Source organism: Halolamina litorea, from assembly GCF_026616205.1.
In the GTDB taxonomy this organism is placed as follows: Archaea; Halobacteriota; Halobacteria; order Halobacteriales; family Haloferacaceae; genus Halolamina; species Halolamina litorea.
Genome location: NZ_JANHGR010000002.1, coordinates 255,443 through 278,052, shown reverse-complemented (window position 1 = coordinate 278,052; position 22,610 = coordinate 255,443). Strand labels below are relative to the sequence as shown.

At 69.6% G+C, this 22,610-nt stretch carries 25 protein-coding genes; 16 read left to right on the top strand and 9 right to left on the bottom strand.

The annotated features are described in order from the left end of the window. Positions 1-68: 68 nt before the first annotated feature. Positions 69-527, bottom strand: a complete 459-nt coding sequence (locus NO998_RS12330; RefSeq protein ID WP_267647520.1) for a hypothetical protein — start codon at positions 525-527, stop codon at positions 69-71. Between the two features lie 92 nt (positions 528-619). Here NO998_RS12330 and NO998_RS12325 point away from each other — a divergent pair, with 92 nt between their 5' ends. From NO998_RS12325 to aspS, 3 genes are all read left to right on the top strand, one after another. Continuing rightward, on the top strand, positions 620-1,591 hold the full coding sequence (locus NO998_RS12325; protein ID WP_267647519.1) for a WD40/YVTN/BNR-like repeat-containing protein: 972 nt from the start codon (positions 620-622) through the stop codon (positions 1,589-1,591). A gap of 93 nt (positions 1,592-1,684) precedes the next feature. Then, entirely contained in the window at positions 1,685-2,386 is a 702-nt protein-coding gene (locus tag NO998_RS12320; RefSeq protein ID WP_267647518.1) for a phosphoglycerol geranylgeranyltransferase, read from the top strand. 123 nt (positions 2,387-2,509) lie between these two features. Next, positions 2,510-3,814, top strand: coding sequence for an aspartate--tRNA(Asn) ligase (aspS, locus tag NO998_RS12315; RefSeq protein ID WP_267647517.1), 1,305 nt, complete (start codon positions 2,510-2,512; stop codon positions 3,812-3,814). Positions 3,815-3,860: 46 nt separating this feature from the next. On the opposite strand, the gene NO998_RS12310 is transcribed toward aspS, so the two are convergent. Then, positions 3,861-5,123 (bottom strand): PAS domain-containing sensor histidine kinase, encoded by a 1,263-nt coding sequence (locus tag NO998_RS12310; RefSeq protein WP_267647516.1) that lies wholly within the window; start codon positions 5,121-5,123, stop codon positions 3,861-3,863. A 38-nt stretch (positions 5,124-5,161) separates the two neighbouring features. Continuing rightward, entirely contained in the window at positions 5,162-6,556 is a 1,395-nt protein-coding gene (locus NO998_RS12305) for a hemolysin family protein (RefSeq protein ID WP_267647515.1), read from the bottom strand. A 155-nt stretch (positions 6,557-6,711) separates the two neighbouring features. On the opposite strand from NO998_RS12305, the gene NO998_RS12300 reads away from it, so the two are divergent. The 3 genes from NO998_RS12300 (at position 6,712) to NO998_RS12290 (ending at position 8,150) form a co-directional block, all read left to right on the top strand. Then, the gene (locus NO998_RS12300; protein WP_267647514.1) at positions 6,712-6,969 is read left to right on the top strand and encodes a glutathione S-transferase N-terminal domain-containing protein; all 258 of its coding nucleotides are present in this window, start codon (positions 6,712-6,714) and stop codon (positions 6,967-6,969) included. Then, entirely contained in the window at positions 6,966-7,472 is a 507-nt protein-coding gene (locus tag NO998_RS12295) for a redoxin domain-containing protein (protein WP_267647962.1), read from the top strand. The genes NO998_RS12300 and NO998_RS12295 overlap by 4 nt, the downstream gene beginning before the upstream one ends. 93 nt (positions 7,473-7,565) lie before the next feature. After that, a complete protein-coding gene (locus NO998_RS12290; protein WP_267647513.1) occupies positions 7,566-8,150 on the top strand; it encodes an L-threonylcarbamoyladenylate synthase in 585 nt (194 codons plus the stop codon). A gap of 7 nt (positions 8,151-8,157) precedes the next feature. On the opposite strand, the gene NO998_RS12285 is transcribed toward NO998_RS12290, so the two are convergent. Then, positions 8,158-8,871: a CRISPR-associated protein Cas4 gene (locus NO998_RS12285; RefSeq protein ID WP_267647512.1), complete on the bottom strand. Its 714-nt coding sequence runs from the start codon at positions 8,869-8,871 to the stop codon at positions 8,158-8,160. A gap of 36 nt (positions 8,872-8,907) precedes the next feature. Next, on the bottom strand, positions 8,908-9,570 hold the full coding sequence (locus tag NO998_RS12280; RefSeq protein WP_267647511.1) for a conditioned medium-induced protein 4: 663 nt from the start codon (positions 9,568-9,570) through the stop codon (positions 8,908-8,910). 93 nt (positions 9,571-9,663) lie between these two features. Here NO998_RS12280 and NO998_RS12275 point away from each other — a divergent pair, with 93 nt between their 5' ends. The 3 genes from NO998_RS12275 to NO998_RS12265 are packed head-to-tail and all read left to right on the top strand — an operon-like array spanning position 9,664 to position 11,695. Continuing rightward, the gene (locus NO998_RS12275; protein ID WP_267647510.1) at positions 9,664-10,248 is read left to right on the top strand and encodes a biotin transporter BioY; all 585 of its coding nucleotides are present in this window, start codon (positions 9,664-9,666) and stop codon (positions 10,246-10,248) included. 1 nt (position 10,249) lies between these two features. Continuing rightward, on the top strand, positions 10,250-10,987 hold the full coding sequence (locus NO998_RS12270) for an energy-coupling factor ABC transporter ATP-binding protein (protein ID WP_267647509.1): 738 nt from the start codon (positions 10,250-10,252) through the stop codon (positions 10,985-10,987). A gap of 3 nt (positions 10,988-10,990) precedes the next feature. Then, positions 10,991-11,695 (top strand): energy-coupling factor transporter transmembrane component T family protein, encoded by a 705-nt coding sequence (locus NO998_RS12265; RefSeq protein ID WP_267647508.1) that lies wholly within the window; start codon positions 10,991-10,993, stop codon positions 11,693-11,695. On the opposite strand, the gene NO998_RS12260 is transcribed toward NO998_RS12265, so the two are convergent. Beyond that, entirely contained in the window at positions 11,680-12,228 is a 549-nt protein-coding gene (locus NO998_RS12260; protein WP_267647506.1) for a hypothetical protein, read from the bottom strand. The genes NO998_RS12265 and NO998_RS12260 overlap by 16 nt on opposite strands. 96 nt (positions 12,229-12,324) lie before the next feature. On the opposite strand from NO998_RS12260, the gene NO998_RS12255 reads away from it, so the two are divergent. The 6 genes from NO998_RS12255 to NO998_RS12230 all read left to right on the top strand — a co-directional run bounded on the left by NO998_RS12255 (position 12,325) and on the right by NO998_RS12230 (position 19,302). After that, positions 12,325-14,487 carry a (Fe-S)-binding protein gene (locus NO998_RS12255; protein ID WP_267647505.1) on the top strand — a complete coding sequence of 721 codons (2,163 nt, stop codon included), beginning with the start codon at positions 12,325-12,327 and terminating at the stop codon, positions 14,485-14,487. Between the two features lie 42 nt (positions 14,488-14,529). Beyond that, positions 14,530-15,390 (top strand): DUF429 domain-containing protein, encoded by an 861-nt coding sequence (locus NO998_RS12250; protein ID WP_267647504.1) that lies wholly within the window; start codon positions 14,530-14,532, stop codon positions 15,388-15,390. Between the two features lie 73 nt (positions 15,391-15,463). Beyond that, on the top strand, positions 15,464-17,185 hold the full coding sequence (locus NO998_RS12245) for a radical SAM protein (protein WP_267647503.1): 1,722 nt from the start codon (positions 15,464-15,466) through the stop codon (positions 17,183-17,185). Further along, positions 17,185-18,000: an MBL fold metallo-hydrolase gene (locus tag NO998_RS12240; protein ID WP_267647502.1), complete on the top strand. Its 816-nt coding sequence runs from the start codon at positions 17,185-17,187 to the stop codon at positions 17,998-18,000. Before NO998_RS12245 ends, NO998_RS12240 begins: the two co-directional genes overlap by 1 nt. Before the next feature lie 124 nt (positions 18,001-18,124). Then, entirely contained in the window at positions 18,125-18,808 is a 684-nt protein-coding gene (locus tag NO998_RS12235) for a YkgJ family cysteine cluster protein (RefSeq protein WP_267647501.1), read from the top strand. A gap of 83 nt (positions 18,809-18,891) precedes the next feature. Continuing rightward, positions 18,892-19,302, top strand: coding sequence for a TRAM domain-containing protein (locus tag NO998_RS12230; RefSeq protein WP_267647500.1), 411 nt, complete (start codon positions 18,892-18,894; stop codon positions 19,300-19,302). Here the strand turns inward: NO998_RS12230 and NO998_RS12225 are convergent, their stop codons facing one another. Both NO998_RS12225 and NO998_RS12220 read right to left on the bottom strand, forming a co-directional pair. After that, positions 19,303-20,010 (bottom strand): class I SAM-dependent methyltransferase, encoded by a 708-nt coding sequence (locus NO998_RS12225; RefSeq protein ID WP_267647961.1) that lies wholly within the window; start codon positions 20,008-20,010, stop codon positions 19,303-19,305. 126 nt (positions 20,011-20,136) lie between these two features. Continuing rightward, the gene (locus NO998_RS12220; RefSeq protein ID WP_267647498.1) at positions 20,137-20,529 is read right to left on the bottom strand and encodes a PPOX class F420-dependent oxidoreductase; all 393 of its coding nucleotides are present in this window, start codon (positions 20,527-20,529) and stop codon (positions 20,137-20,139) included. Positions 20,530-20,614: 85 nt separating this feature from the next. On the opposite strand from NO998_RS12220, the gene NO998_RS12215 reads away from it, so the two are divergent. Beyond that, the gene (locus tag NO998_RS12215) at positions 20,615-21,538 is read left to right on the top strand and encodes a glycosyltransferase family 2 protein (protein ID WP_267647497.1); all 924 of its coding nucleotides are present in this window, start codon (positions 20,615-20,617) and stop codon (positions 21,536-21,538) included. Between the two features lie 174 nt (positions 21,539-21,712). Here NO998_RS12215 and NO998_RS12210 read toward each other — a convergent pair whose 3' ends face one another. After that, the gene (locus NO998_RS12210) at positions 21,713-22,534 is read right to left on the bottom strand and encodes an amidohydrolase family protein (protein WP_267647496.1); all 822 of its coding nucleotides are present in this window, start codon (positions 22,532-22,534) and stop codon (positions 21,713-21,715) included. Between the last annotated feature and the right edge of the window lie 76 nt (positions 22,535-22,610).

Sequence of the window (22,610 nt, the reverse complement as noted above, 5' to 3'; positions counted from 1 at the left end):
GATTGCTGAGGTCGGGAACCGGGACGAAGTATGGGACCGGGCAGCGTCGATGGGAAGTCGCTTCTGAACTACACCACGCCGCGCTTCCTGAGTCGCCCACGGACCGCATCCGCCACCAGCGCCCCGAGCACGCCTTCCATCGCCAACAGCGGCGTCAGGAGGAAGAACGTGAACGTCGTCGGCCCCGTGAACATAAAGGAGAGCAGCGAGTCAGCGCCGTAGCCCCGCGAGATCGAGAGCGCGATCCCGTAGCAACCGATGGCCGTCACCAGCGCCGCCGCGCCGCCGACGGAGGCCATGAAGCCCTCCTTCAGCAGCGGCGCGTAGTCGTCGGCGACGGCGCCGGTCACGAAGCCGCCGGGGACGCCCCCGACCATGAGCCAGCCCGAAACGTCCTCGACGTTGTTGAGCGCCTCGACGATCGACGCCGAGCCGGCGGTGTGGACGGCCAGTACGGTGCCGATCCAGAGGACCGTCGCGGCGCCGCCGGCGAGCACCGCGCGGGAGGGCACGTAGTTCGATCGCATACCCCACAGTCGTGGTCGGCGTCTGGATAAGCGAACTGGTCCGGGACCGAACGGCCGCCATTTTCTTCCGGGAATCGAGCGTTCGATCAGCCATGGACGAGATCGAGATCAGCCGACGGCAGGCGGTCGCGGGGATCGGGGGCGTGGCGACGGTCGGCGGCGCCGCCAGCCTGTTCGGCGACGGCCTGCTCTCCGGTGGCGGTTGGACGACGGCCGACACGGACACGACGGCGGACCTCCACGACGTGGCGCTCACGGCCGGCGCCCCGTTCGCGGTCGGGACCAACGGCCGCGTACTGGAGCGCGGGAGCGACGGCAGTTGGGCGACCGTGCTCGAAGACGGCCCCAGCGGGAACGGGAACGACCTCTACGCCGCCGACGCGACCGGCGACGGCCGGGCGCTGTGGTTCGCGGGCGCCAGCGGCGCGCTGGGGGTCTACGACGTCGAGGCCGGCGAACTGCTGTTCGGCTCGGGCGACGGCGCGACGGACCGCTCCGCGCCGGGCGACCGGACCGGCAACTTCGACGGCCTCGCGGTGGCCGGCGACGCCGGCGAGGCGACCGTGTTCGTGACCGATCAGTCGGGCCACGTCTACCGTTCGACCGACGGCGGCGAGACGTGGAGCGACACGACCCCCGGAAGCGGGTCGGCCATCCCGGCGGTCGACGTGCGGGGCGCGCAGGCGGGTCACCTGATCGACACCAACGGGGCCGTCTTCGCCACCGACGACGGTGAGACCTGGAACGAGATCGGCATCGAGGACGCCGATGCGACCTACCACGACCTCGCGAGCGACGGGAGCGACGACGTCACGGTCGTCGGCGGCCGCGGGACGGTCCGGACCTACAACGGCGAGATGTGGGACGAGACGAACCTCGGCGACGCGCGACTGAACGGCGTGACGACCGAGGGGAAGCGGGTCGCCGTCGGCGCCGGCGGCGCGGTGTTCGAGGGGAGCGACTGGGCGGCGGCGAAGGCGCCGACCGACGAGAACCTCCATGCAGTCGTCCGGGGTACGAAGGCCTACGCGGTCGGCGCGAGCGGCACCGTGATCGAGACGTAAGCGGACGCGGCCCGAACCACGAACCGCACCTGGTTCCACGGACCAAGCCGCGGTCCGCGCCCTTTTTACCCGAGCACCGAAGATTCGCACTCCATGACCGGCCCGTGGGCATCGTGGGACCACGTCCTGAAGGTGGACCCCGACAAGGAACTGCTGGACGGCGAGACGTTCGAAGACGTGGCCGCGACGGGCACCGACGCCCTCGAGATCGGCGGCACGATGGACATGACCAGCGAGAAGATGCAGCGCGTCGTCGACGCCTGCGCCGCCCACGACGTGCCCATCTACCAGGAGCCCTCGAACCCCGGCGTCGTCATCGAGCACGACGCCCTCGACGGCTACCTCGTCCCCACGGTGCTCAATGCGGGCGACCCGTTCTGGATCACCGGCGCCCACAAGGAGTGGGCCCGGATCGACGACGACCTCGACTGGGCCAACACCCACACCGAGGCCTACATCGTCCTGAACCCCGAGGCCTCCGTGGCGACCTACACCGAGGCCGACTGTGACCTGAGCGCCGAGGAGGTCGCCTCCTACGCCGGCGTCGCCGAGCGCATGTTCGGCCAAGACATCGTCTATCTGGAGTACTCCGGCACCTACGGCGACCCGGAGGTCGTCGCCGCCGCGGCCGAGGAAGTCGAGGACGCGACGCTGTTCTACGGCGGCGGGATCGGCGACTACGAGAGCGCCCGCGGGATGGCCGAACACGCCGATACCGTCGTCGTCGGCGACCTGCTCCACGACGAGGGCGTCGACGCCGTCGCCGAGACGGTTCGGGGCGCGAAAGAGGCCTGACGCGGACCGAACCCGGTCGACCGCAGCCGCATCCTCCCCCGGTATCGGCTCGTGTTCCCCCACAGCTAGCCGCTTCCCCCACCGAACACGGCGTTTAAGCACTATGCGGGACTACTGACGTGTATGCAGAACCGAACGTACGCGGCGGACGTAACGGCCGGCGAGTCGGCGACGGTTGCCGGCTGGGTCCACGAGATCCGTGACCTCGGCGGTATCGCGTTCCTCATCCTCCGGGACACGAGCGGCAAACTCCAGATCAAACTGGAGAAAGACGAGATGGACGAGGACCTCGTCGAGACCGGCCTCGGCGTCCACCGCGAGTCCGTCGTCAGCGTCACCGGCGACGTGAAAGAGGAGCCGCGCGCGCCGACAGGGTTCGAACTCGTTCCCGAGTCGATCGAGGTCATCTCCGAGGCCGACCCCGAACTGCCGCTCGACCCCTCCGGGAAGGTCGACGCCGAACTCCCGACCCGGTTGGACAACCGCACGCTCGACCTACGCAAGCCCGAGGTCAAGGCGATCTTCGAGATCCGCGCCGAGGTGCTGCGGGCGGCTCGGGAGGCGTTCCGCGACCTGAACGCCACCGAGATCACGACGCCGAAGATCGTCGCCACCGGCACCGAGGGCGGCACGGAGCTGTTCCCGATCACCTACTTCGGGAGGGAGGCGTTCATGAACCAGAGCCCGCAGCTGTTCAAGCAGCTGATGGCCGGCTCCGGGCTGGAGACGGTGTTCGAGATCGGGCCGATCTTCCGCGCCGAGGAGCACAACACGCCGCGACACCTGAACGAGGCGACCTCGATCGACTTCGAGTCTGCCTTCGCCGACCAGCACGAAGCGATGGACGCCGCCGAGGAGATCGTCGTCGCCGTCTACGAGGCCGTCGCCGAGAACTGCGAGGAGCAGCTGGACGCGCTGGGCCTCGCCGAGACGTTCGAGGTGCCGGCGGGCGACTTCCCGCGGCTGAGCTACGAGGAGGCGATCGAGCGGGTCAACGCCACCGGCGCGCTCGACGAACAGCTCGTCTTCGGCGACGACCTCTCGACGGAGGCCGAGCGCGCGCTCGGCGAGGACGTGGGGACGTTCTACTTCATCACCAGTTGGCCCAGCGAGGTCAAGCCGTTCTACATCATGGACGAGGACGACGACGAGACGCTCTCGACGGGGTTCGACATGATGCACCCCCGGATGGAGCTGGTCTCGGGTGGGCAGCGCGAGCACCGCCACGAGAAGCTGGTCGAAGGGTTCGAACAGCAGGGGCTCGACCCCGAGCAGTTCGAGTACTACACGAAGATGTTCAAGTACGGCATGCCGCCCCACGCCGGGTGGGGGATGGGCGCCGAGCGGCTGGTGATGACGATGCTCGGGCTGGAGAACATCCGTGAAGCCGTTCTGTTCCCGAGGGATCGACAGCGACTGAGTCCCTGACGAAGGGGCGAGGTCGCGTGGGAGCCAACGAAGAGGACCAGACCGATCAGTCCGCTCGCGGGAGCCTGACCACGAACGTCGCTCCCCGCGGCTCGTTGTCCTCGATCCATACGTCGCCGCCGTAGCGGTCGACGAGCGTTCGGACGACGTAGAGGCCGATCCCGGTGCCGGTGCTGTGCTCCCCTCGGTTGCCTTTCTCGAACACCGACTCCTTCCGGTCGTCCGGGATCCCCGGGCCGTCGTCGCTGATCCGGAGTTCGACGAGCGACGGGTCGAGCGAACAGCCGACCTCGACGGTGGGGTGGTCCCGGTCTGAGTGCCGGACGGCGTTGTCGAGGACGTTCTTGAACGCGGAGCCGAGCATCGCGTCGGCGTGGACCGACACGTCGGGGACGTCGTCGACTTCGACGGTCAGGGCCGGATACGCTTCCCTGAGGAGATCGATCTCGGTGTGGAGCGTCTGGGAGAGCGGGGTCGGTTCGAGATCGGCGTCACTCCCGCCGACCAGCGCCTCGATGGCGTCACGGGCGCCCTCGGTCAGGTCGACGACGTGTCGCCCACTCCGGAGTATCCGGTCGAGTGACTGCCGGCCCTCGTCGTCGACGTGGTCTTCGAGCGTCTCCGCCCAGCCGAGCATTACCGCCATATCGTTCCGAATGTCGTGACGGATCAGCCGGTTCAGCGCCTCCAACTCCGCGGTGCGACGCTCCAGTTCGCGCTCGTTCTGCTTGCGTTCAGTCACGTCGAAGGAGAGACACGCGAGCCCGGCGATATCGCCGGCTTCGTCCCGGAACGGCTCGATCGTCAGGTCGTAGGTGACCGGACCGCTCGGGAGTTCGTAGCTTACCTCCTCGCGGACCCGTTCGCCAGTCTCGAGTGCTCGGCGCTTGGGCGCGGACACCGCTCGGGCGGCCGCCGGGGGGAGCAGGTCCTCGTCGCGTTTGCCGACGACGGACGCCTCCTCGAAGTCCGGGTGCGGGTTCTCGACCCACGTGTATCGGAGGCCCGTATCGAGGCCGAACAGGACGAGCGGGGAGTTCTCGACGACGAAGTCGAGACGTTCACGGTCCCGTGAGAAGCCCGCTTCGTCGGAGGCAGAGCGCTGGGGGCGCCACCAGACAGGCGTTCCGTCGACGGTCCGACGGGCTAACGAGCCGTCCACGGCGAGCGCGTCGAGCCGCGAGCGGGCCGGGTCGGCTCCACAGTCGAGCCGCTCGGCCACCTCCGTGGCCGTCACCGGGGAGCCGGGCGGGCCGAGATCCTCGACGGCCGCCAGTACCGCCGAGGGCGAGGGAAAGGTCGAAGACACGAACAGACGTACGTCGAGAACCGATAAAAGTCTAGAGACTACTCCGCGTCGGCGTCGGCGTCGACGGACTCCTCGTCGGTGTCGTTATCGGGGTCGCTGGTCGCGTAGTGCTCCTCGGTGATGGTCACCCGAGCGCGCTTGATCCGGGTGGTGTCCACGTCCTCGACCTGGATGCGGACGCCGTCGTAGGTGATCTCCTCGCCCTCCTCGACCAGTCGGCCGGCGCGGTTGAAGATGAACCCCGCGAGCGTCTCGAACTCCTCGCCTTCGGGCAGGTCGAGGCCGAGCGCCTCGTTGACCTCGTCGATGTTGACCTCGCCGCGAACGATGGCGGTGTCGTCGTCGACGAACTCGATGGCCTCCTCCTCGTCGCCCTCGAGGATGTCGCCGACGATCTCCTCGACCATGTCCTCCATCGTGATCAGCCCCTCCGTGGTGCCGAACTCGTCGATGACGATCACCATCCGGAGGCGGTTGTCCTGGATCTCCTGGAGCAGTTCGTCGACGTTCTTCGACTCGGGGACGTGCAGCGTCGGCTGGACGAGGTCAGCGAGCGTGGGTTCGCCCTCGCCGTAGTGGGCTGCCCGCACGAGGTTCCGGATGTTGACGACGCCGATGATGTTGTCGAGGTTGCCCTCGTACACTGGCACGCGCTCGTGGTCCGACTGGACACACTCCTCGATGGCCTCCTCGACGGTGGCGTCCTTCGGGACCGCGGTCATGTCCAGCCGGGGGGTCATGACCTCCTTGGCGATCGTCTGGTTGAACCGGAAGATGCGCTGGAGCATCTCGCGCTCCTCCTCGTCGATGACCCCTTCGCGCTCCCCGGTCTGGATCATGTTCTGGATCTCGTCGCGGGTGACGTAGGAGTCCTCGATGGCCGAGCCACCGCCGGTAACGCGGTTGATCATGCGCGTGAGGTAGTCGAAGACGACGATCAGCGGGAGCAGCAGGCGCTCGCTGTAGCGCAGCGGCCGGGCGATCCGGAGCGCCCACGACTCGGTGTTCTCGACGGCGTAGGACTTCGGCGCGCTCTCGCCGAACAGCAACACAACCGTCGTGATACCGAACGTCGCCGCGAGCACGGCCTGTCCCTGCGTCATGTAGAAGCCGAACAGCCACGTCGCGATGGAGGACATGGCGATGTTGGCGATGTTGTTGCCGACGAGGATCGTCACCAGCAGCCGGTGAGGGTCGTCGGTTAGTTCCTTGACCCGCGACGCCCCTGGGACGCCCTCCTCGACGAGTGCGTCGATGCGGTGGCTCGCCAGCGAGAACATCGCGATCTCCGAGGAGGAGAAGAACGCGGAGAACCCGATGAGTATGATCAGGAGAGCGACGCCCAACGCGGTGGTGAGCGGGTCGGCATCGCGCGAGGCAGTCTGCAGAACGCCCCTGCTAAGGGCGGAAGCGACCGGGGGAAGCAAGCCCATTTCCACTCTCGCTTGTTCGGGGGCCGGATTAAGCGTTCCCCTCCCGGCCGCATACGTCACGTTTTCGGCCGTCTGTGCCATCGAGGAGCCGTCGCCGCCCCGCGAGCTGTGCCGTCGCCGACGGCTTTAGGCGCCGGGGCCGCCAACGACGGCCCATGTCCGAGCCAGCGATCACGCTCTACCGCCTGCAAGCCTGTCCGTTCTGTGAGCGGGTGGTTACCAAACTCGACGAGTACGACCTCGATTACCAGTCGCGGTTCGTCGAGCCGATGCACTCCGATCGGAACGTGGTCAAGCGCATCAGCGGCAAGCGCTCGGTCCCGGCCATCGTCGACGAGAACACGGGGCTCACCATGTCCGAGTCGGGCAACATCGTCGAGTACCTCGAGAAGACCTACGGGGGTGAGGCCTGATGGAGTTCGACGTCGTCGACCTGCCCGCAGCCGACCACCCCGACGTCGGCGAGACCGCGCCCGACTTCACCCGCCCGCTCGTTAACGAGGAGTTCTGGGAGGACCGCTCGCTCGCCTCCCTGACCGACGACGGGCCGGTGCTGCTGGTCGCCCACCCGATGGACGGCGCGTTCCCGGCCACCTACGTCTGGAACGAGATCGACGACCGCGGCTGGACCGACGACCTCGACGTGGTCGGCCTGTCGATCTCGACGCCGTACGAACACGCCACCCTCCTCGACGAGCGTGGCGTCGACGCGCGACTGTTCTCCGACCCCGGCGCCGGCGTCGCCGAGCAGTACGGGATCGAACACGACCTCGACGGGATGGCCGGGATCACCGAGCACCGACCCGCCGTCTTCCTGATCGACGGGGACCGGACGATCCAGTACGCCTGGGTCGCCACCGAGTGGCCCGACTTCCCCGACTACGACGAGATCGAGGCTGCGCTCGACGAGCTGTAGGACCGACGACGCGGTGACTGTCAACCGCGTCGGTGGGTCGCCGGTTCCGGCTCCGACCGCGCGCTTTTTTCGCCCGCGTCACCCAGCCCGGGTATGCGCGACGACATGATTCAGGCCACCAGTATGCTCGCGATGGGCGAACTGGCGGTCTACCCGACCGACACCGTCTACGGCCTCGGCGCCGACGCCATCGCCGCCGACGCCGTCGAGCGGGTGTACGACCTCAAGGGCCGCTCCCGTGACGAACCGCTCTCGATGGCGGTTCCCGACGTGGACGCGGCGCTCGAACACGTGGTCGCCACCGAACGCGAGGAGGAGTTCATGCGGGCGTTCCTCCCCGGCCCGGTGACGGTCGTGCTCGAGCGGCAGGGCCACGTCCCGGACGTGCTCACGGCCGGGCGGGACCGCGTCGGCATCCGCATCCCCGACCACGACCTCGCACTCGACCTGTTGGAGGAGTTCGCGCCGATCACCGCGACCAGCGCGAACCCCAGCGGCGAGGCGAACGTCACGGACCTCGACGACCTCGACGAGTCGATCCGCGAGGGCGTCGGCGCCGTCGTCGACGGCGGCGTCCTCCCGGGCGGCGAGAGCACCGTCGTCGACCCCGGCAGCGGCGAGATTCACCGTCGCGGTGAGGGCGCCGACGAGGTCGAGGCGTGGCTCGACGAGCACTGACCGAGGCTCAGAACCCCAGCAGCGACTTGAGCGAGCGCGTTTTCGTCCCGCAACTGTCCCGGTACTCACAGGCGCCGCACTTCTGGTCATCGTGGATGCGGGAGGGCGGGCCGTCGAGGCTGCGGACCGTCCGGAGGGTTTCGCGGTAGCGGGCTTTCTTCCGAACAGTGAGACGGACCGAGCGGACCACGCCGACCGCGGGGTACTCGACGACGGCGCGGGGGACCTCGCGGCCGCGCTCCCACGCGAGCGCCTTCGCCAGCGCGACCGCGCGAACCGACTGTGGCTCCCAGACGCCCTCGGGCGGCGGCACACCTCCGGAGACGAGGACGGGTATCGGGGGGTCGCCATCGGCCCGATCGGCGCCGCCCCGGGACGAACCGGCGGCGTCGCTACCGGCGAGCAGTTTGTGCGCGACGCCGCGGCAGTCCTTCCCCGTCAGGAGCGCGTTCCGCTCGGCGGGATCGACGAGTCGGCCCCACAGGTCGCCGGCGGCGAGGCGGTCGAGGTTCTCGCGGTACTCCGCGGGGGTAACTGCGAGCGGGAGGTCCCCGAGTACGTCGTCGCTCGCCCCGCGGAGGTCGGGGTAGCGGAAGGCGATTTCGCGGCGCTCGATCACCTCGACGGGTGGCTCCCGGTCGTCGCGGTTGCGGGCGTAGTAGAGCTGTCGCGGGCAGTACGCGGCGCGGCCGAGGTCGCTTGCGGCGACGGTGTCGGACACGGGCGGGCTGGTCCCGCCATCGTACTTGAAAAGCGGCTACAGTTGGGTGTTCGTCTCGATGTCCTCGGCGGCCTCCTCCAACCCGGACTGGTGGGCGTCGCCGGTGTGGCTCTCCCGGAGGTCGGCGTCGGTGAGGAGGTCGGCGAACTCGTCGGTGAAGCGGTCGTTCGCGCGGGTCGAACGGCGGTCGGCCTCGACCACCTGTGAGTAGTGTTCGACGGTCGCCTCGGCGTCGGCAGCGACAGAAGCGTCCGCTTCTGTCTGGCTCGCGGAAGCGTCGCTTCCGCGAACGTCGAGGCGGTCGGCCCGCTCGTCCATGGGCACGTCGTCGACGATCAGCGCCCGGAGGTCGTCGAGCGGGAACGGCGCGTCGCGGTCCGAATCGCGGATCAGATGGAGGTCGGCCCGGGCGAGGAACACCGTCGCTTCGTCCGCGTCGACCGCGTCGGCGATCTCGGCGTCGCTCTCGTCGGCGTAGAAGCCCGTCACGACCCGGCCCAGCGCCTCGTCATCCAGCCCCGACTCGAACGCGTAGCGCTCACGCATCCGGGCGATCAGTTCGCGGACCCGTTCGTCGGCGTCCTCGGGCGTCGTCGCGTCGGCGAGGTCGCCGCGCTCGGCGGTCTGCCCCTCCGTCACCGACTCCTCGCCGGTGGTCTCGACGAACAGGTCCCGTAGCTCCTCGGTTTGCTCGTCCATCGGCCCGGTACGAGGGGCTACGGCCGAATAAGGGTGTGGGTGGGCCCATCTGTAAACCGTAGCGTTAAGGTCGGTTTACGGGAACGGTCGTGTATGGCAACCGCATCCGACTCCGTGGACCTCGTCGGCGACGACGTGGCCGCGAACCTCGCCCGCGCGGCGCTGCTGGCGGCGCTGATGGGGGCGTTCGCGTTCGTCTCGTTCCCGAACCCGCTGAACCCCGCGGTCCCGGTCACCGCACAGGTGCTCGGCGTGTTCCTCGCCGGCATCTTCCTCGGCCCGGCGTGGGGCGGCTTCGCGATGGCGCTCTACCTGCTGGCCGGCGTGCTCGGCGCTCCCGTCTTCTCGGGCGGCGCCGCCGGCCTCGGCCAACTGTTCGGCCCGACGGGCGGCTACCTGCTCTCCTACCCCGTCGCCGCCGCCCTGATCGGCGCGCTGATCCACGGCACCGACGGCCTCGTCGATCCCGAGGGCGCCTCGCTCGCGCGGCTGGTGGGCGCGATGGCCGCCGGCGTGGTCGTCATCTACGGCTTCGGCGTTCCGGTCTACTGGTACTACCTCGACACGAGCCTCGTCGCCGCCGTCGTCGGCGCCGGCCTCGCGTTCGTTCCCGCTGAAGCGGTGAAGGTCGCCGCCGCCGTGGGGATTGTTCGATCGGACGAAATCAGCGCGACCTGACGTGCTCGAACTCGACTCGGTGACCCACCGGTACGGCGACGGCGATGGCGACGAGCGCGCCGACCCCGCCGTCGACGGCGTCTCGCTCACGGTACCGGACGGCCAGTTCCTCGTGCTCTGTGGCTCGAACGGCTCCGGAAAGTCGACGCTCGTCCGGCACCTGAACGGCCTGCTCGAACCCGACTCGGGCCGCGTCCTCGTCGACGGCGTCGACGCGAGCGATGACCCCGTGGCAGCCCGCACGACCGTCGGGATGGCGTTTCAGGACCCCCGCGACCAGTTCGTCGCGGCGACCGTCGGCGGCGACGTACGCTTCGGCCCGGAGAACCTCGGCCTCGGCCACGGCGAGATCGACCGCCGGGCGGAACGGGCGCTCTCGGCCGTCGGCCTCGACGGCCGCGAGGACGACCGGATCGAGACGCTCTCGGGCGGCGAGCGCGAGCGCCTCGCGGTGGCGGGCGCGCTGGCGATGGAGCCCGCCTATCTCGTGCTGGACGAGCCGTTCACCGGGCTCGACGCACCCGCGCGCGACCGACTGCTCGACCGCCTGCGCGACCTCCACGCCGACGGGACCGGCCTGATCGTCGTCACCCACGACCTCCGGGACCTGCTGGGCGACGCCGAGCGCGTGGTCTGTCTCGACGACGGCGTGGTCGTCGTCGACGCCGATCCGGCCGAGGCGGTCGACGACCTCCCCGAGTACGGCATTCGCGTGCCCGACGGCTTCGAGCGGGCCTGACCGATGCTCGGCTACGCCCCTGGCGACACGCTCGCACACCGACTCGACCCGCGAACCAAGCTCGGCGTGCAACTCGCCTTCGCCGCCGCAGCGTTCGCCCACACCGACCCGCGTGGGCTGACGGTTCTGACGGGCGTGACTGCCGCAGCGCTCTGGAGCGCACGGCTCCACCCCGGATCGGTGCTCCACGATTTCCGCTACCTCCTCCCGCTGCTGGCCGCGGCGGTGCTGTTCGAACTGGTGACGCTCGGGCCGCCCTGGATCGATTTGGGGGCCGCCGTCGATCCGCTGTTGGCGAGCTATCGAACCCTCCTGATCGTCGCCGTCGCCGCGGGCTGCGTGCGGACCACGTCGGCGCGGGAGTCCCGCGCGGCGGTCCAGTGGGCGATCCCGGGGAAGCCGGGGCGGCTGCTCGGCGCCGGCGTGGGGCTGGTGTTCCGCTTTCTCCCGTTGCTCCGACAGGACCTCGCGGCGATCCGCGACGCCGAGAAAGCGCGGCTCGGCGACCAGCGGCCGACGCAGGAGCGACTCACGAGCGTCGGCGCCGCGGGACTCCGGCGAGCGTTCGCCCGTTCCGACCGACTGGCGACGGCGCTCTCGGCGCGCTGTTTCTCGTGGAACGCGACGCTCCCCCGGCTGGCCGTCGGCGGCGTCGACGCGCCGGCGCTGGCGCTGGCTGTTGGGTTGGCGGCCTACACGTTCCTCTGAACGGCCTCCCGACCGACGAGCCGGGCGAGCCAGCCAGCGAGCACGAACAGCCACAGCGCCGAGAGGGCCGTGCCGAGGACGGTGGCCAGCAGTTCGGCGGGGAAGTACGCGGACGCCGGGAGCAGGGCGTTCCCGACGACCACCGTGAGGCTCCACGTGAGGGAGAGCGGCCAGCCGAGCAGGACGCCCAGAGCGACGGCGACGGGGTCGAGCGGCGACGGGAGGAGAATGCCGAGGAGGACGAACAGACCGAGTGCAGCCGTGAGGGTTCCGACGATGGCCAGCACGGCGTCGGCGGGGGCGACGATCGGTCGGAGGGGGCCGGGGAGCGACGACGGCTCGGGGAGTCGCGGTGTGAGAACGGCGGCGACCGTGACGGCGACGACGACGGCGGCGACGACGAGGAGCGCGGTGCGCAGGAGGTCCGGTGCGATCCCTGCCGCGCCGAGAGATCGTTCGCGGTTCAGGAGCCAGAGGAGCGGGAACAGCGCGGCGAGTAGCGGGGCGGCCGCGCGGCGGGGGTGGAGGGGCACGGCCCGGATGTCGGCCGGCGAGCACTTCACCGTTCGCCCGCTGTCGGTCGTCGGCAGTCGGCAGCATTTTGCCGGCGGCGGCGCAGCTACTGAGGTATGATCGCACAGACGCGCGAGACGTTCTGGACGATATCGCCGACGGGGAAGGCGGCCTTCTACTTCCTCGCGGCGGCGGCGATCCTGGTGTTCGCCGTCGGCGTCTACGAGCGTTTCCAGCGCTACGCGCGGGCCAAGGAGGACCCGTTCCCGCGGCTCGACGACCTGCCGGGCCGCGTCGTCGACGCCGCCGGAACGGTGCTCTCGAACCGCAAGCAGTTCGACCGCGACCGCTACGCCGGCGTGATGCACGCCTTCATCCTCTGGGGGTTCCTCACGCTGCTGATCGGGACGACCATCCTCGGGTTCGACATCGACGTCTACCGCACCGTGATGGGCACCTCCTTCTTCGAGGGGGAGTTCTACCTCGCCTACTCGCTGGTGATGGACGCGATGGGGCTGCTGTTCGTCGTCGGCGTCGGTATGGCCATCTACCGGCGCTACGGCGAGCGTGACGGCCGGCTCTGGGGCAAACACACGAGTCTGGAGGACGACGCCTTCGTCTGGACGCTGTTCGTGCTGGGCGTCGGCGGCTACGTGCTCGAAGGCCTGCGCATCCGCGCGACTGGCTTCCCCGAGTTCGAGACGGTGAGCTTCGTCGGCTACTTCGTCGGGATGGTCGTCCAAGCGGTCGGTATCGACGCCGCCGGCGCCGAGTCGCTCTACTGGTGGGGCTGGTGGTCCCACTCGCTGATCGCGTTCGGCTTCGTGGCGTTCGTCCCCTACGCCAAGCCGTTCCACATGATCTCCAGTTTCGCCAACGTCGTCGTCAGCGACGACAAGGCAGGCGCCCGCCTCCCCTCGGTTCCGGCGGACCTCGACGCCGACACTGGCGCCGAGTCCATCGACTCCTTCACCTGGAGCGAGACGCTGGATCAGGACGCCTGTACGAAGTGTGGGCGCTGTTCGTCGGTCTGTCCGGCCAACGCCTCCGGACGGGACCTCGACCCGCGCGACGTGATCCTCGACCTGAAGAGCTACCGCGAGGACCTCGACGCCGGCGGCGAGGAGATCGACATCGTCGCCGACGGCGGCGAGTCGGTCATCGACGCGGGCACGATGGAGTCCTGTCTCTCCTGTATGGCCTGCATGGACGCCTGCCCCGTCGACATCGAGCACCTGACGAGCTTCACGAAGATGAACCGCCAGCTCGTCGACACCGGCCAAGTGAACAGCGAGATGCAGGACGTGTATCAGGACGTGATGCAGAAGGGCAACACGTTCGGCGACCCCAACCGCAAGCGCGGCGACTGGTCCGACGACCTCGACTTCGAGGTCACCGACGCCCGCGAGGAGGAAGTCGACTACCTCTGGTACGTCGGCGACTACCCGAGCTTCGACGACCGGAACAAGAAGGTCGCCCGGGCACTGGCCCGGGTCTTCGAGGCCGCCGACGTGAGCTTCGGCATCCTGTTCGACGACGAGAAGTACGACGGCAACGACATCCGCCGGACCGGCGAGGAGTTCCTCTACCTCGAACTGGCGGGCCACCACGTCGAGTCCTTCGAGGAGTGTGAGTTCGACCAGATCGTCTGTACGGACCCCCACTCGTTCAACACGATCAAGAACGAGTACCCGGAACTCGACTTCGCGGAGTTCGCCGACGACCCCGTGATGCCCTTTGACTACGACGAGGAGTGGAACGCCGACGGCGAGATCGGCGTGTTCCACTGGACGCAGGTCGTCTCGGACCTCGTCGACGCCGGCCGGCTCGACCTCTCGGGTGCGAACCTCGACTACACCGTCACCTATCACGACCCGTGTCACCTCGGCCGGTACAACGGCGAGTACGAGGCACCCCGCAGCCTGATCGAGGCGACGGGCTGTGAGCTCCACGAGATGCCCCGCAGCCGCGACGACTCGTTCTGCTGTGGCGGCGGCGGCGGCGGCCTCTGGATGGAGTTCGACGACGAGCCCAAACCCAGCGAGGAGCGCCTCCGCGAGGGCGTCGAGGACACCGCCGCGGCCGGCGAGATCGAGAAGTTCGTCGTTGCCTGCCCGATGTGTACGACGATGTTCGAGGACGGCCGCAAGACCGGCGGCTTCGAGGACGACCTCGAGATCGTCGACGTGGCCGAACTGCTGGAGGAAGCCCTCGATTCGCAGGGCGAACTGGCCTCGGTCGGCGCCGACGACGGCACGACCGCGGCGAGCGCGGACTGACGCGGGCGGTACCCCTTTTCGCGGGCGGGCCGAAGGAGATCTATGACTCCCGAGTTCGTCTACGGCGTCGACTTCAGCGGCGCGACGGACGCCGAACGGAACGTCTGGATCGCCGGCGGCCGACTGACCGACGACGGACTCGACATCGGGACGCTCGGGACCGCGAAGTCGGTCCTCGACGGCGACGTGTCCGGCCAAGCAGAAACCCACGCCGGCCTCGTCGACTGGCTCCGCGAGCGCGAGCCCGCCGCCGTGGGGCTCGACTTCTCCTTCGGGCTGCCGTCGACGCTCCTCGACGCCGTCGACGACCCGCCAGCGGACTGGGGGGCGTTCCTCGATTCGTTCCCGCCGGCCGACTGTGCGGACCCCGATGGGTTCGAGGATTGGGGGAAACAGCGAACCCGGGAGGCGACCGGCGGCGAGCGGGCGTTCCTGAAACGCGAGACCGACGGTCCCGTCGGGGCGAGTTCGCCGTACGGCTTCATCGGGAGCACGATCACGTACTACGGCGTCCGGGACGTGCTGGCGCCGCTGGTCCGCGGGAGTGACGGCGGGGAGGCGGTCGCCACGGTGGCGCCGATGCAGGAGCAGTCGTTCGAGGCGCCGCTGACGCTGCTTGAGACCTATCCGGCGGGCGTGCTGGGTCGGCTTGGACTCCAGCGACGCAACTACAAGGGCGCGAGTGAGGCGGAACGGGAGGCTCGACGGCGGAACCTCGATGGCCTGCTCGCGGCGGCGGACCTGACCGTCGACGACGCGGACCGCGAGACCGTCGTCGAGAACACCGGCGGCGACGCGCTGGACGCCGTCGTCGCTGCGGCGGCGGCACTGCGGGCGGTCGAGTCGGGGTTCGCGGTGGAGCGAGGTCGGTACGACGAGCGCGAGGGGTACATCTACGTCTGAGGACTGTTGCTGTGTCTGAACCGCTCACGACCCGCACCACACGCGTTTTACCCCTCCACCGACAAGCCCGTCCATGACCGACCCCGGTTCGCTCTCCGTCACCATCGTCGACGGCTACGTCGACGAGCCGGCCCACTTCGGGGTACCCCCCTACATCTCGACGTACCCCCGATTCACCGCCGGCGCGCTCGTCGACGCCGGCGTCCCCGAAGAGTCGATCACCTACCACACCATCGACGAACTCCGGGAGGACCGGATGAAGTGGGGCGACGTGGCCGACGCCGATCTGTTCGTCTACGTCGGCGGCATGACCGTCCCCGGGAAGTACGTCGGCGGCACCCCCGCCGAGCCAGACGAGGTGAAGGAGTTGGCGTGGACCGCCGACGGCGTCACCCTGCTGGGCGGCCCCGTCCGCTTCGGCGTCGGCGAGGAGAACGCCGGCGCACAGGACATGGAGCGCAAGGACCTCGACTACGAGTTCGTCGCCAAGGGCGACATCGAGGCCGCCGCCTACGACCTCGTCGACTCCGGGCTCGAAGGGTTCAACAACCGGATGCGGGACAACGAGGAACTGGACCGCTGGGCCTCCAAGGGCGCGTTCGTCGTCGAACAGCACCCCAACCACCCCGACTACCTCATCGCCGAACTCGAGACCTCGCGGGGCTGTGCGTACCGCTGTTCGTTCTGTACGGAGCCGCTGTACGGTAACCCCGCGTTCCGGACCCCCGGCTCCGTCGTCGAGGAGGTCGACCGGCTCTCCGATCACGGCGTCGAGCACTTCCGACTCGGCCGACAGGCCGACATCCTCGCGTTCGGCGGCGACGGCGAGGCCCCCAACCCCGACGCGCTGCAGGAGCTCTACGGCGGCATCCGCGAGGTGGCGCCCGACCTCGGGACGCTCCACCTCGACAACATGAACCCCGTGACGATCACGGACTACCCCGAGGCCTCGAAGGAGGCCATCGAGATCATCGCCGAGCACAACACGCCCGGCGACACCGCCGCGTTCGGCCTCGAAAGCGCCGATCCCGTGGTGCAGGAGCAGAACAACCTCCTCGTCACCGCCGAGGAGTGTCTGGAGGCGGTCCGGATCGTCAACGAAGCCGGCGGCTGGCGGCCCGCCGAGAACCGCCTGCCGAAGCTGCTGCCGGGAATCAACCTCGTCCACGGCCTCCAAGGGGAACGGCCGGAGACGTACGACCACAACCGCCGCTTTTTGCGGCAGGTGTACGACGAGGGGCTGATGCTCCGCCGGATCAACATCCGGCAGGTGATGGCCTTCGCCGGCACCGAGATGGGTGACACGGGGGCGGATATCGCCAAGGAACACAAGGCGCAGTTCCAGGACTACAAGAAGGCCGTCCGGGAGCAGGTCGACAACCCGATGCTCCAGCGCGTCGCGCCGCCCGGCACCGTCCTGCCGAACGTCCATCTGGAGTACCATCAGGACGGCAAGACGTTCGGCCGGCAGTTGGGTACCTACCCGCTGCTGGTCGGCATCCCCGGCGAACGCGAACTGGGTCGGGCCATCGACGTGGCCATCGTCGACCACGGCTACCGCTCGGTGACGGGCGTCCCCTACCCGCTCGACGTGAACGCGGCGTCGATGGACGAACTGACGACGATCCCGGGCGTCAGCAGCGGCCGAGCGGGCGACATCGTCGTCTCCCGGCCCTACGAGTCGGTCGCGGAGGTCGACGAGGTGGCTGAGGTGGACCTCTCCCGGTTCGCTACCGTCGGCGACGCCGAGGTCGACGTGACCCGGACGTTCGAGCCGAGCGGCCGCGCGGACTGATGAGCGGTCGAACGCCGGTCGAGCGCGTCTCCGTCCCTGTCGAGACCCGAGCACCGACGGGGGCGACCAACGCCTACCTCGTCGGCGACGACCCGGCGCTCCTGGTCGACCCTGCGGGCCGAACTGCCGAACTCGACGCGCTCGTCGACGAACGCGAAATCGGCACGATCGCGCTGACACACACCCACCCGGACCACGTCGGCGCCGTCGCCGACTACGCCGCGGAAACGGGCGCCGAACTACTCGCTCGCCGACCCGACCGCTTCGCCGCCGCGACGGGCGTCGACGCCGACCGACGGATCGGGGAGGAGAGCGAGATCACCACCGGCGCCGGCGCGGTGACGGTGCTCGACACACCCGGACACGCGGTCGATCACGTCGCGTTCGAACTCCCCGACGGGGGCGTGATCTCCGGGGACCTCGCCGTCGCCGAGGGGAGCGTCGTCGTCGGCGCGCCCGAGGGCGACCTGCGGGCGTACCTCACCGCGCTCAGGCGACTGTGGGCGCGGAACCCCGATCGACTGCTTCCCGGCCACGGGCCGACGATGGTGGCGGGGACGGGCAGCGACGGCCCCACGCCGCGAGAGAGCCTCGAACGGCTGATCGCTCACAGACTCCGGCGGGAGCGATCGGTGCGTTCGGCGGTCCGGGGCGGCGCCGCCGACATCGACGCCGTGCTCGACGCCGCCTACGAGAAGGACCTCACCGGCGTCCGGGACCTCGCGCGGGCGACCGTGCTGGCTCACGTCGAGAAGCTGGCCGTCGAAGGGTCGGTGACGTGGGACCCAGCACACGGTCGCGTCGGGCGATCGTAGCCGGGAACGGCCGCGAGACCACCATCGTCTCGAGGGTCGCCGCGCGTTACCTGCTCGCGGCCGTGGATCCGGGGGGGCCGCGACGCGGCGACGACGTTTTCCGAACCGGGCGCCGAGTCCGACCGTGTCCCTGACGCAGGAACTCGACCGGGCGCGCGCGCTCGACGAGGCCGAGTTGGCAGACGCGATCGAGTCGATCGGCTTCGAGTGTACGCGCTGTGGCGCCTGCTGTACGCGGGAGGAGACCGAGTCGGGCGAAACGGAACCCCACACGGCGACAGTGTTTCCCGACGAGGTCCGTCGGCTGCAGGAGGCCGGCGACGGCGCGGGGGAGGAACGGGAGTGGCGCGACGTGGCCCGCCCGATGCCCTACGGCCTCTCGGAGGGCGAGGACGGTCCCGAGGGCGAGACGTTCGAGTGGGCGCTGCAGAACGACGCCTGCGGCGACTGCGCGTTCTACGCCGAGGAGGACGGGCTCGGGGCGTGTACGGTCCACGAGAGCCGGCCGCTTATCTGTGAGACCTACCCCTTCAGCGTCGCCCTCGACGGCACCGCCGAGCCCGCCGGGGAACCCGTCGACAGCGAGGGTCTCGTTCGGGCCCACGAGTGTGAGGGGTTGGGTCGCGACATCCCCCGCGAGGAGGCCGAGGAGCTCGCGGCCGCGCTGAAAGAGCGGGCGATCCGGGAACTGGAGGAGGCCATCGCGCTCCGCGAGCAGTACGAGCCCGCGAGCGTCGGCGACGGCGACGTCGTCGTCCACGACTCCGAGGGCGCCAAGCGGCCCGACGGGACGCCGGTCGGGCGGTAGTCGGGGGACAGCGGCGTTCACGAGCCCCGTGAGAGCGGTACACATATTACGCAGGGCCGACTGGTCGTATCCGAGTCTTAGCTATGGAAATCTCCGACGAACTCCTCTGTCTGTTCAGTGCGACGGTCCGGGAAGAAGGCGAGCGGTACGTCGTCGAGGTACCGAAACGCGAGATCGAGCGCGGGTCGCTCTCCTCCGGGGATACCTACCGAGTGGCCCTGATCAACGGCGACACGAACGGCGGCGACGGCGACGGGGCGACGCAGTCGACGACGAGCCAGCGGGCGGCCGATGGCGAGCCACAGCCGCCGGTCGAGCGCGGCGAGGTCCGCTACGTCGAAGTCGAGGACATCGGCAAACAGGGCGACGGCATCGCTCGCGTCGAGCGCGGCTACGTGATCATCGTCCCCGGCGCGGAAGTGGGCGAGCGGGTGAAGATCGAGGTCTCGGAAGTGAAGTCGAACTTCGCGGTCGGCGAGATACTCGAGGAGTAGCTACTCGACGCGGGCGTTCCACCAGGAGACCGAGCAGAGCTTCTCCCCGAGCGAGGAGCCGCCGATGGCGGTGTCGAGGCGGCGGAACTGCCCGGCCATCGCGTCGGGTATCTTGCGGTAGAAGCCGTAGGGCAGGACGAAGTCGTGTTCCGCGTCGGCCAGTTCGAGGCCCGCGGAGTCGAGCAGATCGTGGACCTCGTCGCGGCCGTAGAGGTGTGAGCCCATCGGCAGCAGCCGGTTGTAGAGCACCCGCGTGCTGAAGTCGTTGAACGTGTCGAAAAAGACCTGTTCCTTCGAGACGCGGGCCATCTCGGCCATGAACTTCCGCGGGGTGGGTGCGAGGTGGAAGAAGCGCATCGCCACCACCGTGTCGAAGTGATCGTCGGGGAAGGGGAGCCGCGCGGCGTCGCCGCGCATGAACTCCACGTGGTCGTCGACGCCGGCCTTGTGGGCCTTCGCCCGCCCCTGGGCCAGCATCGCCTCGGAGATGTCCAGTCCGACGATATCCGCGCCGCGTTCGGCCATCATCACGGTAAACCGGCCGGTACCGCAGGCGATCTCCAGTACGCTCCGGTCCTCGACGGGGCCGATCGCATCGAGTACTGCCTGCTTCTCCCGGCGGTCGATCAGGCGGCCGCCGCGGGAGAACCGCTTTGCGTCGTACTCCTCGGCGACATCGTCGGCCTGGTACCACTCCTTCCCTTTCACGCTATCGGCAGTCACGGGCCGAACACTAAAACCGTACTGCTTGCCGAACCGGGGGCGGCGACGCCGACAGGGCGGTCGGCGCTGGCCGTGCAGGCCGTCAGGGACCCATCGAGGGGCGTCGACTAGTCAGCCGCTCGTCATGATTCGCTCGGTCGGGATCTTGATGAGCACGCGCGGGCCGGACTCCTCACCGTGGTGTGGGTACTCCTCCTGTCCGAAGTAGCGCTGGGCGAGTTTGTCGATATGGTCCTTGGCGCCCTCCTCGGTCATCTCGGCCTCGCCGCGGACGGCGACGTAGCGGTAGCCGTCGTCGGGGTCGGTGACCGAGAGGCCGACTTTGGGGTTGTGCCGGACGTTCTTCTCCTTTCGGCGGCCGCGGGCGGTGTTGACCAGCACGTACTCACGGTCCTCGTGGTCGACCCAGACGGGGGTGACGTGCGGGACGCCGTCGGGACCGATCGTCGAGAAGTGCGCGAACGATTCGGACTCGAAGATGTCGACGTGAGACTCAGGTATCACGTTCGGCCGCTCGCGCCGGTAGGACGTAAGGGTTCGGCAGGCGCGGCCGACCACGTTTTAAGTTTCGCCCCGGTGAGAGTCGGGTATGGATCTCTCGGTAGTGGTCCCGACGCTCAACGGCCGGGACCGCCTCGCGGCCAGCCTCGACTCGCTGGCGGCCCGGGCGCCCGGCGCGGAGGTGGTCGTCGTCAACGGCCCCTCGGCGGACGGCACCACCGGGATGGTGCGAGAGCGCGACGACGTGGACGTGCTGGTGGAGATCGCCGACCGCTGTATCAACGTCGCCCGCAACGCCGGGACCGCCGTCGCCAGCGGCGACGCGATCGCCCTGCTCGGGTTCGACCTCCGGATCGCCGAGGGCTGGGCCGACGCGATCCGGGACGGGCTCGCGGCGGCGAGTGCGGTCAGCGGCCCCATCAGCCACGGCGAACGCGGGGACTCGGCCACGGAGCCGGAACGCCGAACGATCGCCGGTCGCGAGGTGACCTACTTCAGCGGGGACAACGTCGCGTTCCGGGCGGCGACGCTGCGTCACACCCTCGACGGCTTCGACGAGTACCTCGCTGTCGGGGGCGCACGGGACGCCGCCCACCGACTCGCGGGCGCCGGAAACGAGGTCGCGTGGCTCGATTCGATGGCGGCGACACGGAGCGAGGACGCCGCACCCGGGGGCCCACAGCCCCACGGGCCGGACGAACACGACCGGAGTTGGAAGTACCGCTCGCTCAGCTACCGGCTGACGAAGAACTACGGCCCGCGGCCGACCGTCGCGCGCCGGACCCTCTCACACGCGGCCGCCGACGCCGCCGACGCCGCACGGGCGGTGTTGGGGGGCGACGGGACGCCGACGTCGTGGTTCAGCAACGGCCGGGGCGTCGTGACCGGGATGGCCCGTGGGAGCGCAGACGGCCTCACGGCGCGGGCCCGGGACCGGACGCCCGCACGAAACCCGAACGGACTCTCCTTGGAGCGCGAGCGGGCGGTTGCCGTGTACGATTGGCGAAAGTAGGAGGCGGCGACGGGCAGCCGCCGGTGTCGGAAGTGGATGGCGGCGACGGGCAGCCGCCGGTGTCGGAAGTGGATGGCGGCGACGGGCAGCCGCCGGTGTCGGAAGTGGATGGCGGCGACGGGCAGCCGCCGGTGTCGGAAGTGGATGGCGGCGATAGTCAGCCGCCTCAGAGACTCACAGGTCCGGCAACAGCCCGGGGACCACCCGCGCGGGGTTCTTCGTGAACGCCCGGCGCATCGCATCCTCGGGCACGTCGAGGGTGAGGATCTCCATGACGCCGACGTTCGGGTGGACCGACGGCGCGCCGCTGCCGAACAGGATCCGGTCGGGGTGTTCGAGCAGCCCCTTTTCCAGCACGTCCCGGTCAGGGACGTACGCCGTGTCGAGGTAGAGGTCGTCGTACTCGCCAAGCAGGTCGAGCGCCGAGCGCATCAGGTCCTCGTTGAGCGGGTAGCCACCGAAGGAACTCAACACGACCGGGAACCCCCGGTCGAGGAGCGTCTCGGCGACGGCACTCGGGGGGTACTGCTCGCCGCCGTGGACGACCACGGGGTCGTCGGTCGCGGCGAGTTCGTCGAGGACTGGCTCCGTGGGGAGCCCGTCGTGGGCGGGGTCCAGCGTGAAACCGTGGTAGCGGTCGTCGTAGGCGTACTGCTCCACGTCGCCGGCGGTGGTGTGGTGGGACCGCGGGCGCGAGACGGCGTTGACCAGCGGGCCGACGACGCGCTTGACGCTCCGCGGGCCGCCGAGTCGGGCGAACGCGATGATCGGGCGGTCGATGCTCAGCCGCGCGACGGCGTTGTTCGCGCGGAGGTAGCCCTCCCCGCGGGGGGTCCGCCCGGGCGAGGCCGCCGCGCGCTCGACACCCGCTTGGTGCATCTCCCGCTCCAGCCGCTCGGGCGAGACCTGGCGCCCGCGGACGGCAACGGCCTCCTCGTCGGGGTCCAACCGGGTATGGACGTCGACGACCCGGAAGCCGTGTTCCAACTCCAACATCTGTTAGGGGGTTCCCACGCCGACGCAAAAAGGGCGGGGTCGACTCCGGCCGGTCCGGTCGTCCGCGCTGACACGC

Coding starts and splice junctions, on each gene's coding strand:
- NO998_RS12250 (WP_267647504.1), top strand. CDS start 14,530: ATGACTCCCGAGTTCGTCTACGGCGTCGACTTCAGCGGCGCGACGGAC.
- NO998_RS12325 (WP_267647519.1), top strand. CDS start 620: ATGGACGAGATCGAGATCAGCCGACGGCAGGCGGTCGCGGGGATCGGG.
- NO998_RS12280 (WP_267647511.1), bottom strand. CDS start 9,570: ATGGACGAGCAAACCGAGGAGCTACGGGACCTGTTCGTCGAGACCACC.
- NO998_RS12255 (WP_267647505.1), top strand. CDS start 12,325: ATGATCGCACAGACGCGCGAGACGTTCTGGACGATATCGCCGACGGGG.
- NO998_RS12265 (WP_267647508.1), top strand. CDS start 10,991: ATGCTCGGCTACGCCCCTGGCGACACGCTCGCACACCGACTCGACCCG.
- NO998_RS12275 (WP_267647510.1), top strand. CDS start 9,664: ATGGCAACCGCATCCGACTCCGTGGACCTCGTCGGCGACGACGTGGCC.
- NO998_RS12290 (WP_267647513.1), top strand. CDS start 7,566: ATGCGCGACGACATGATTCAGGCCACCAGTATGCTCGCGATGGGCGAA.
- NO998_RS12210 (WP_267647496.1), bottom strand. CDS start 22,534: ATGTTGGAGTTGGAACACGGCTTCCGGGTCGTCGACGTCCATACCCGG.
- NO998_RS12240 (WP_267647502.1), top strand. CDS start 17,185: ATGAGCGGTCGAACGCCGGTCGAGCGCGTCTCCGTCCCTGTCGAGACC.
- NO998_RS12320 (WP_267647518.1), top strand. CDS start 1,685: ATGACCGGCCCGTGGGCATCGTGGGACCACGTCCTGAAGGTGGACCCC.
- NO998_RS12305 (WP_267647515.1), bottom strand. CDS start 6,556: ATGGGCTTGCTTCCCCCGGTCGCTTCCGCCCTTAGCAGGGGCGTTCTG.
- aspS (WP_267647517.1), top strand. CDS start 2,510: ATGCAGAACCGAACGTACGCGGCGGACGTAACGGCCGGCGAGTCGGCG.
- NO998_RS12245 (WP_267647503.1), top strand. CDS start 15,464: ATGACCGACCCCGGTTCGCTCTCCGTCACCATCGTCGACGGCTACGTC.
- NO998_RS12230 (WP_267647500.1), top strand. CDS start 18,892: ATGGAAATCTCCGACGAACTCCTCTGTCTGTTCAGTGCGACGGTCCGG.
- NO998_RS12300 (WP_267647514.1), top strand. CDS start 6,712: ATGTCCGAGCCAGCGATCACGCTCTACCGCCTGCAAGCCTGTCCGTTC.
- NO998_RS12330 (WP_267647520.1), bottom strand. CDS start 527: ATGCGATCGAACTACGTGCCCTCCCGCGCGGTGCTCGCCGGCGGCGCC.
- NO998_RS12215 (WP_267647497.1), top strand. CDS start 20,615: ATGGATCTCTCGGTAGTGGTCCCGACGCTCAACGGCCGGGACCGCCTC.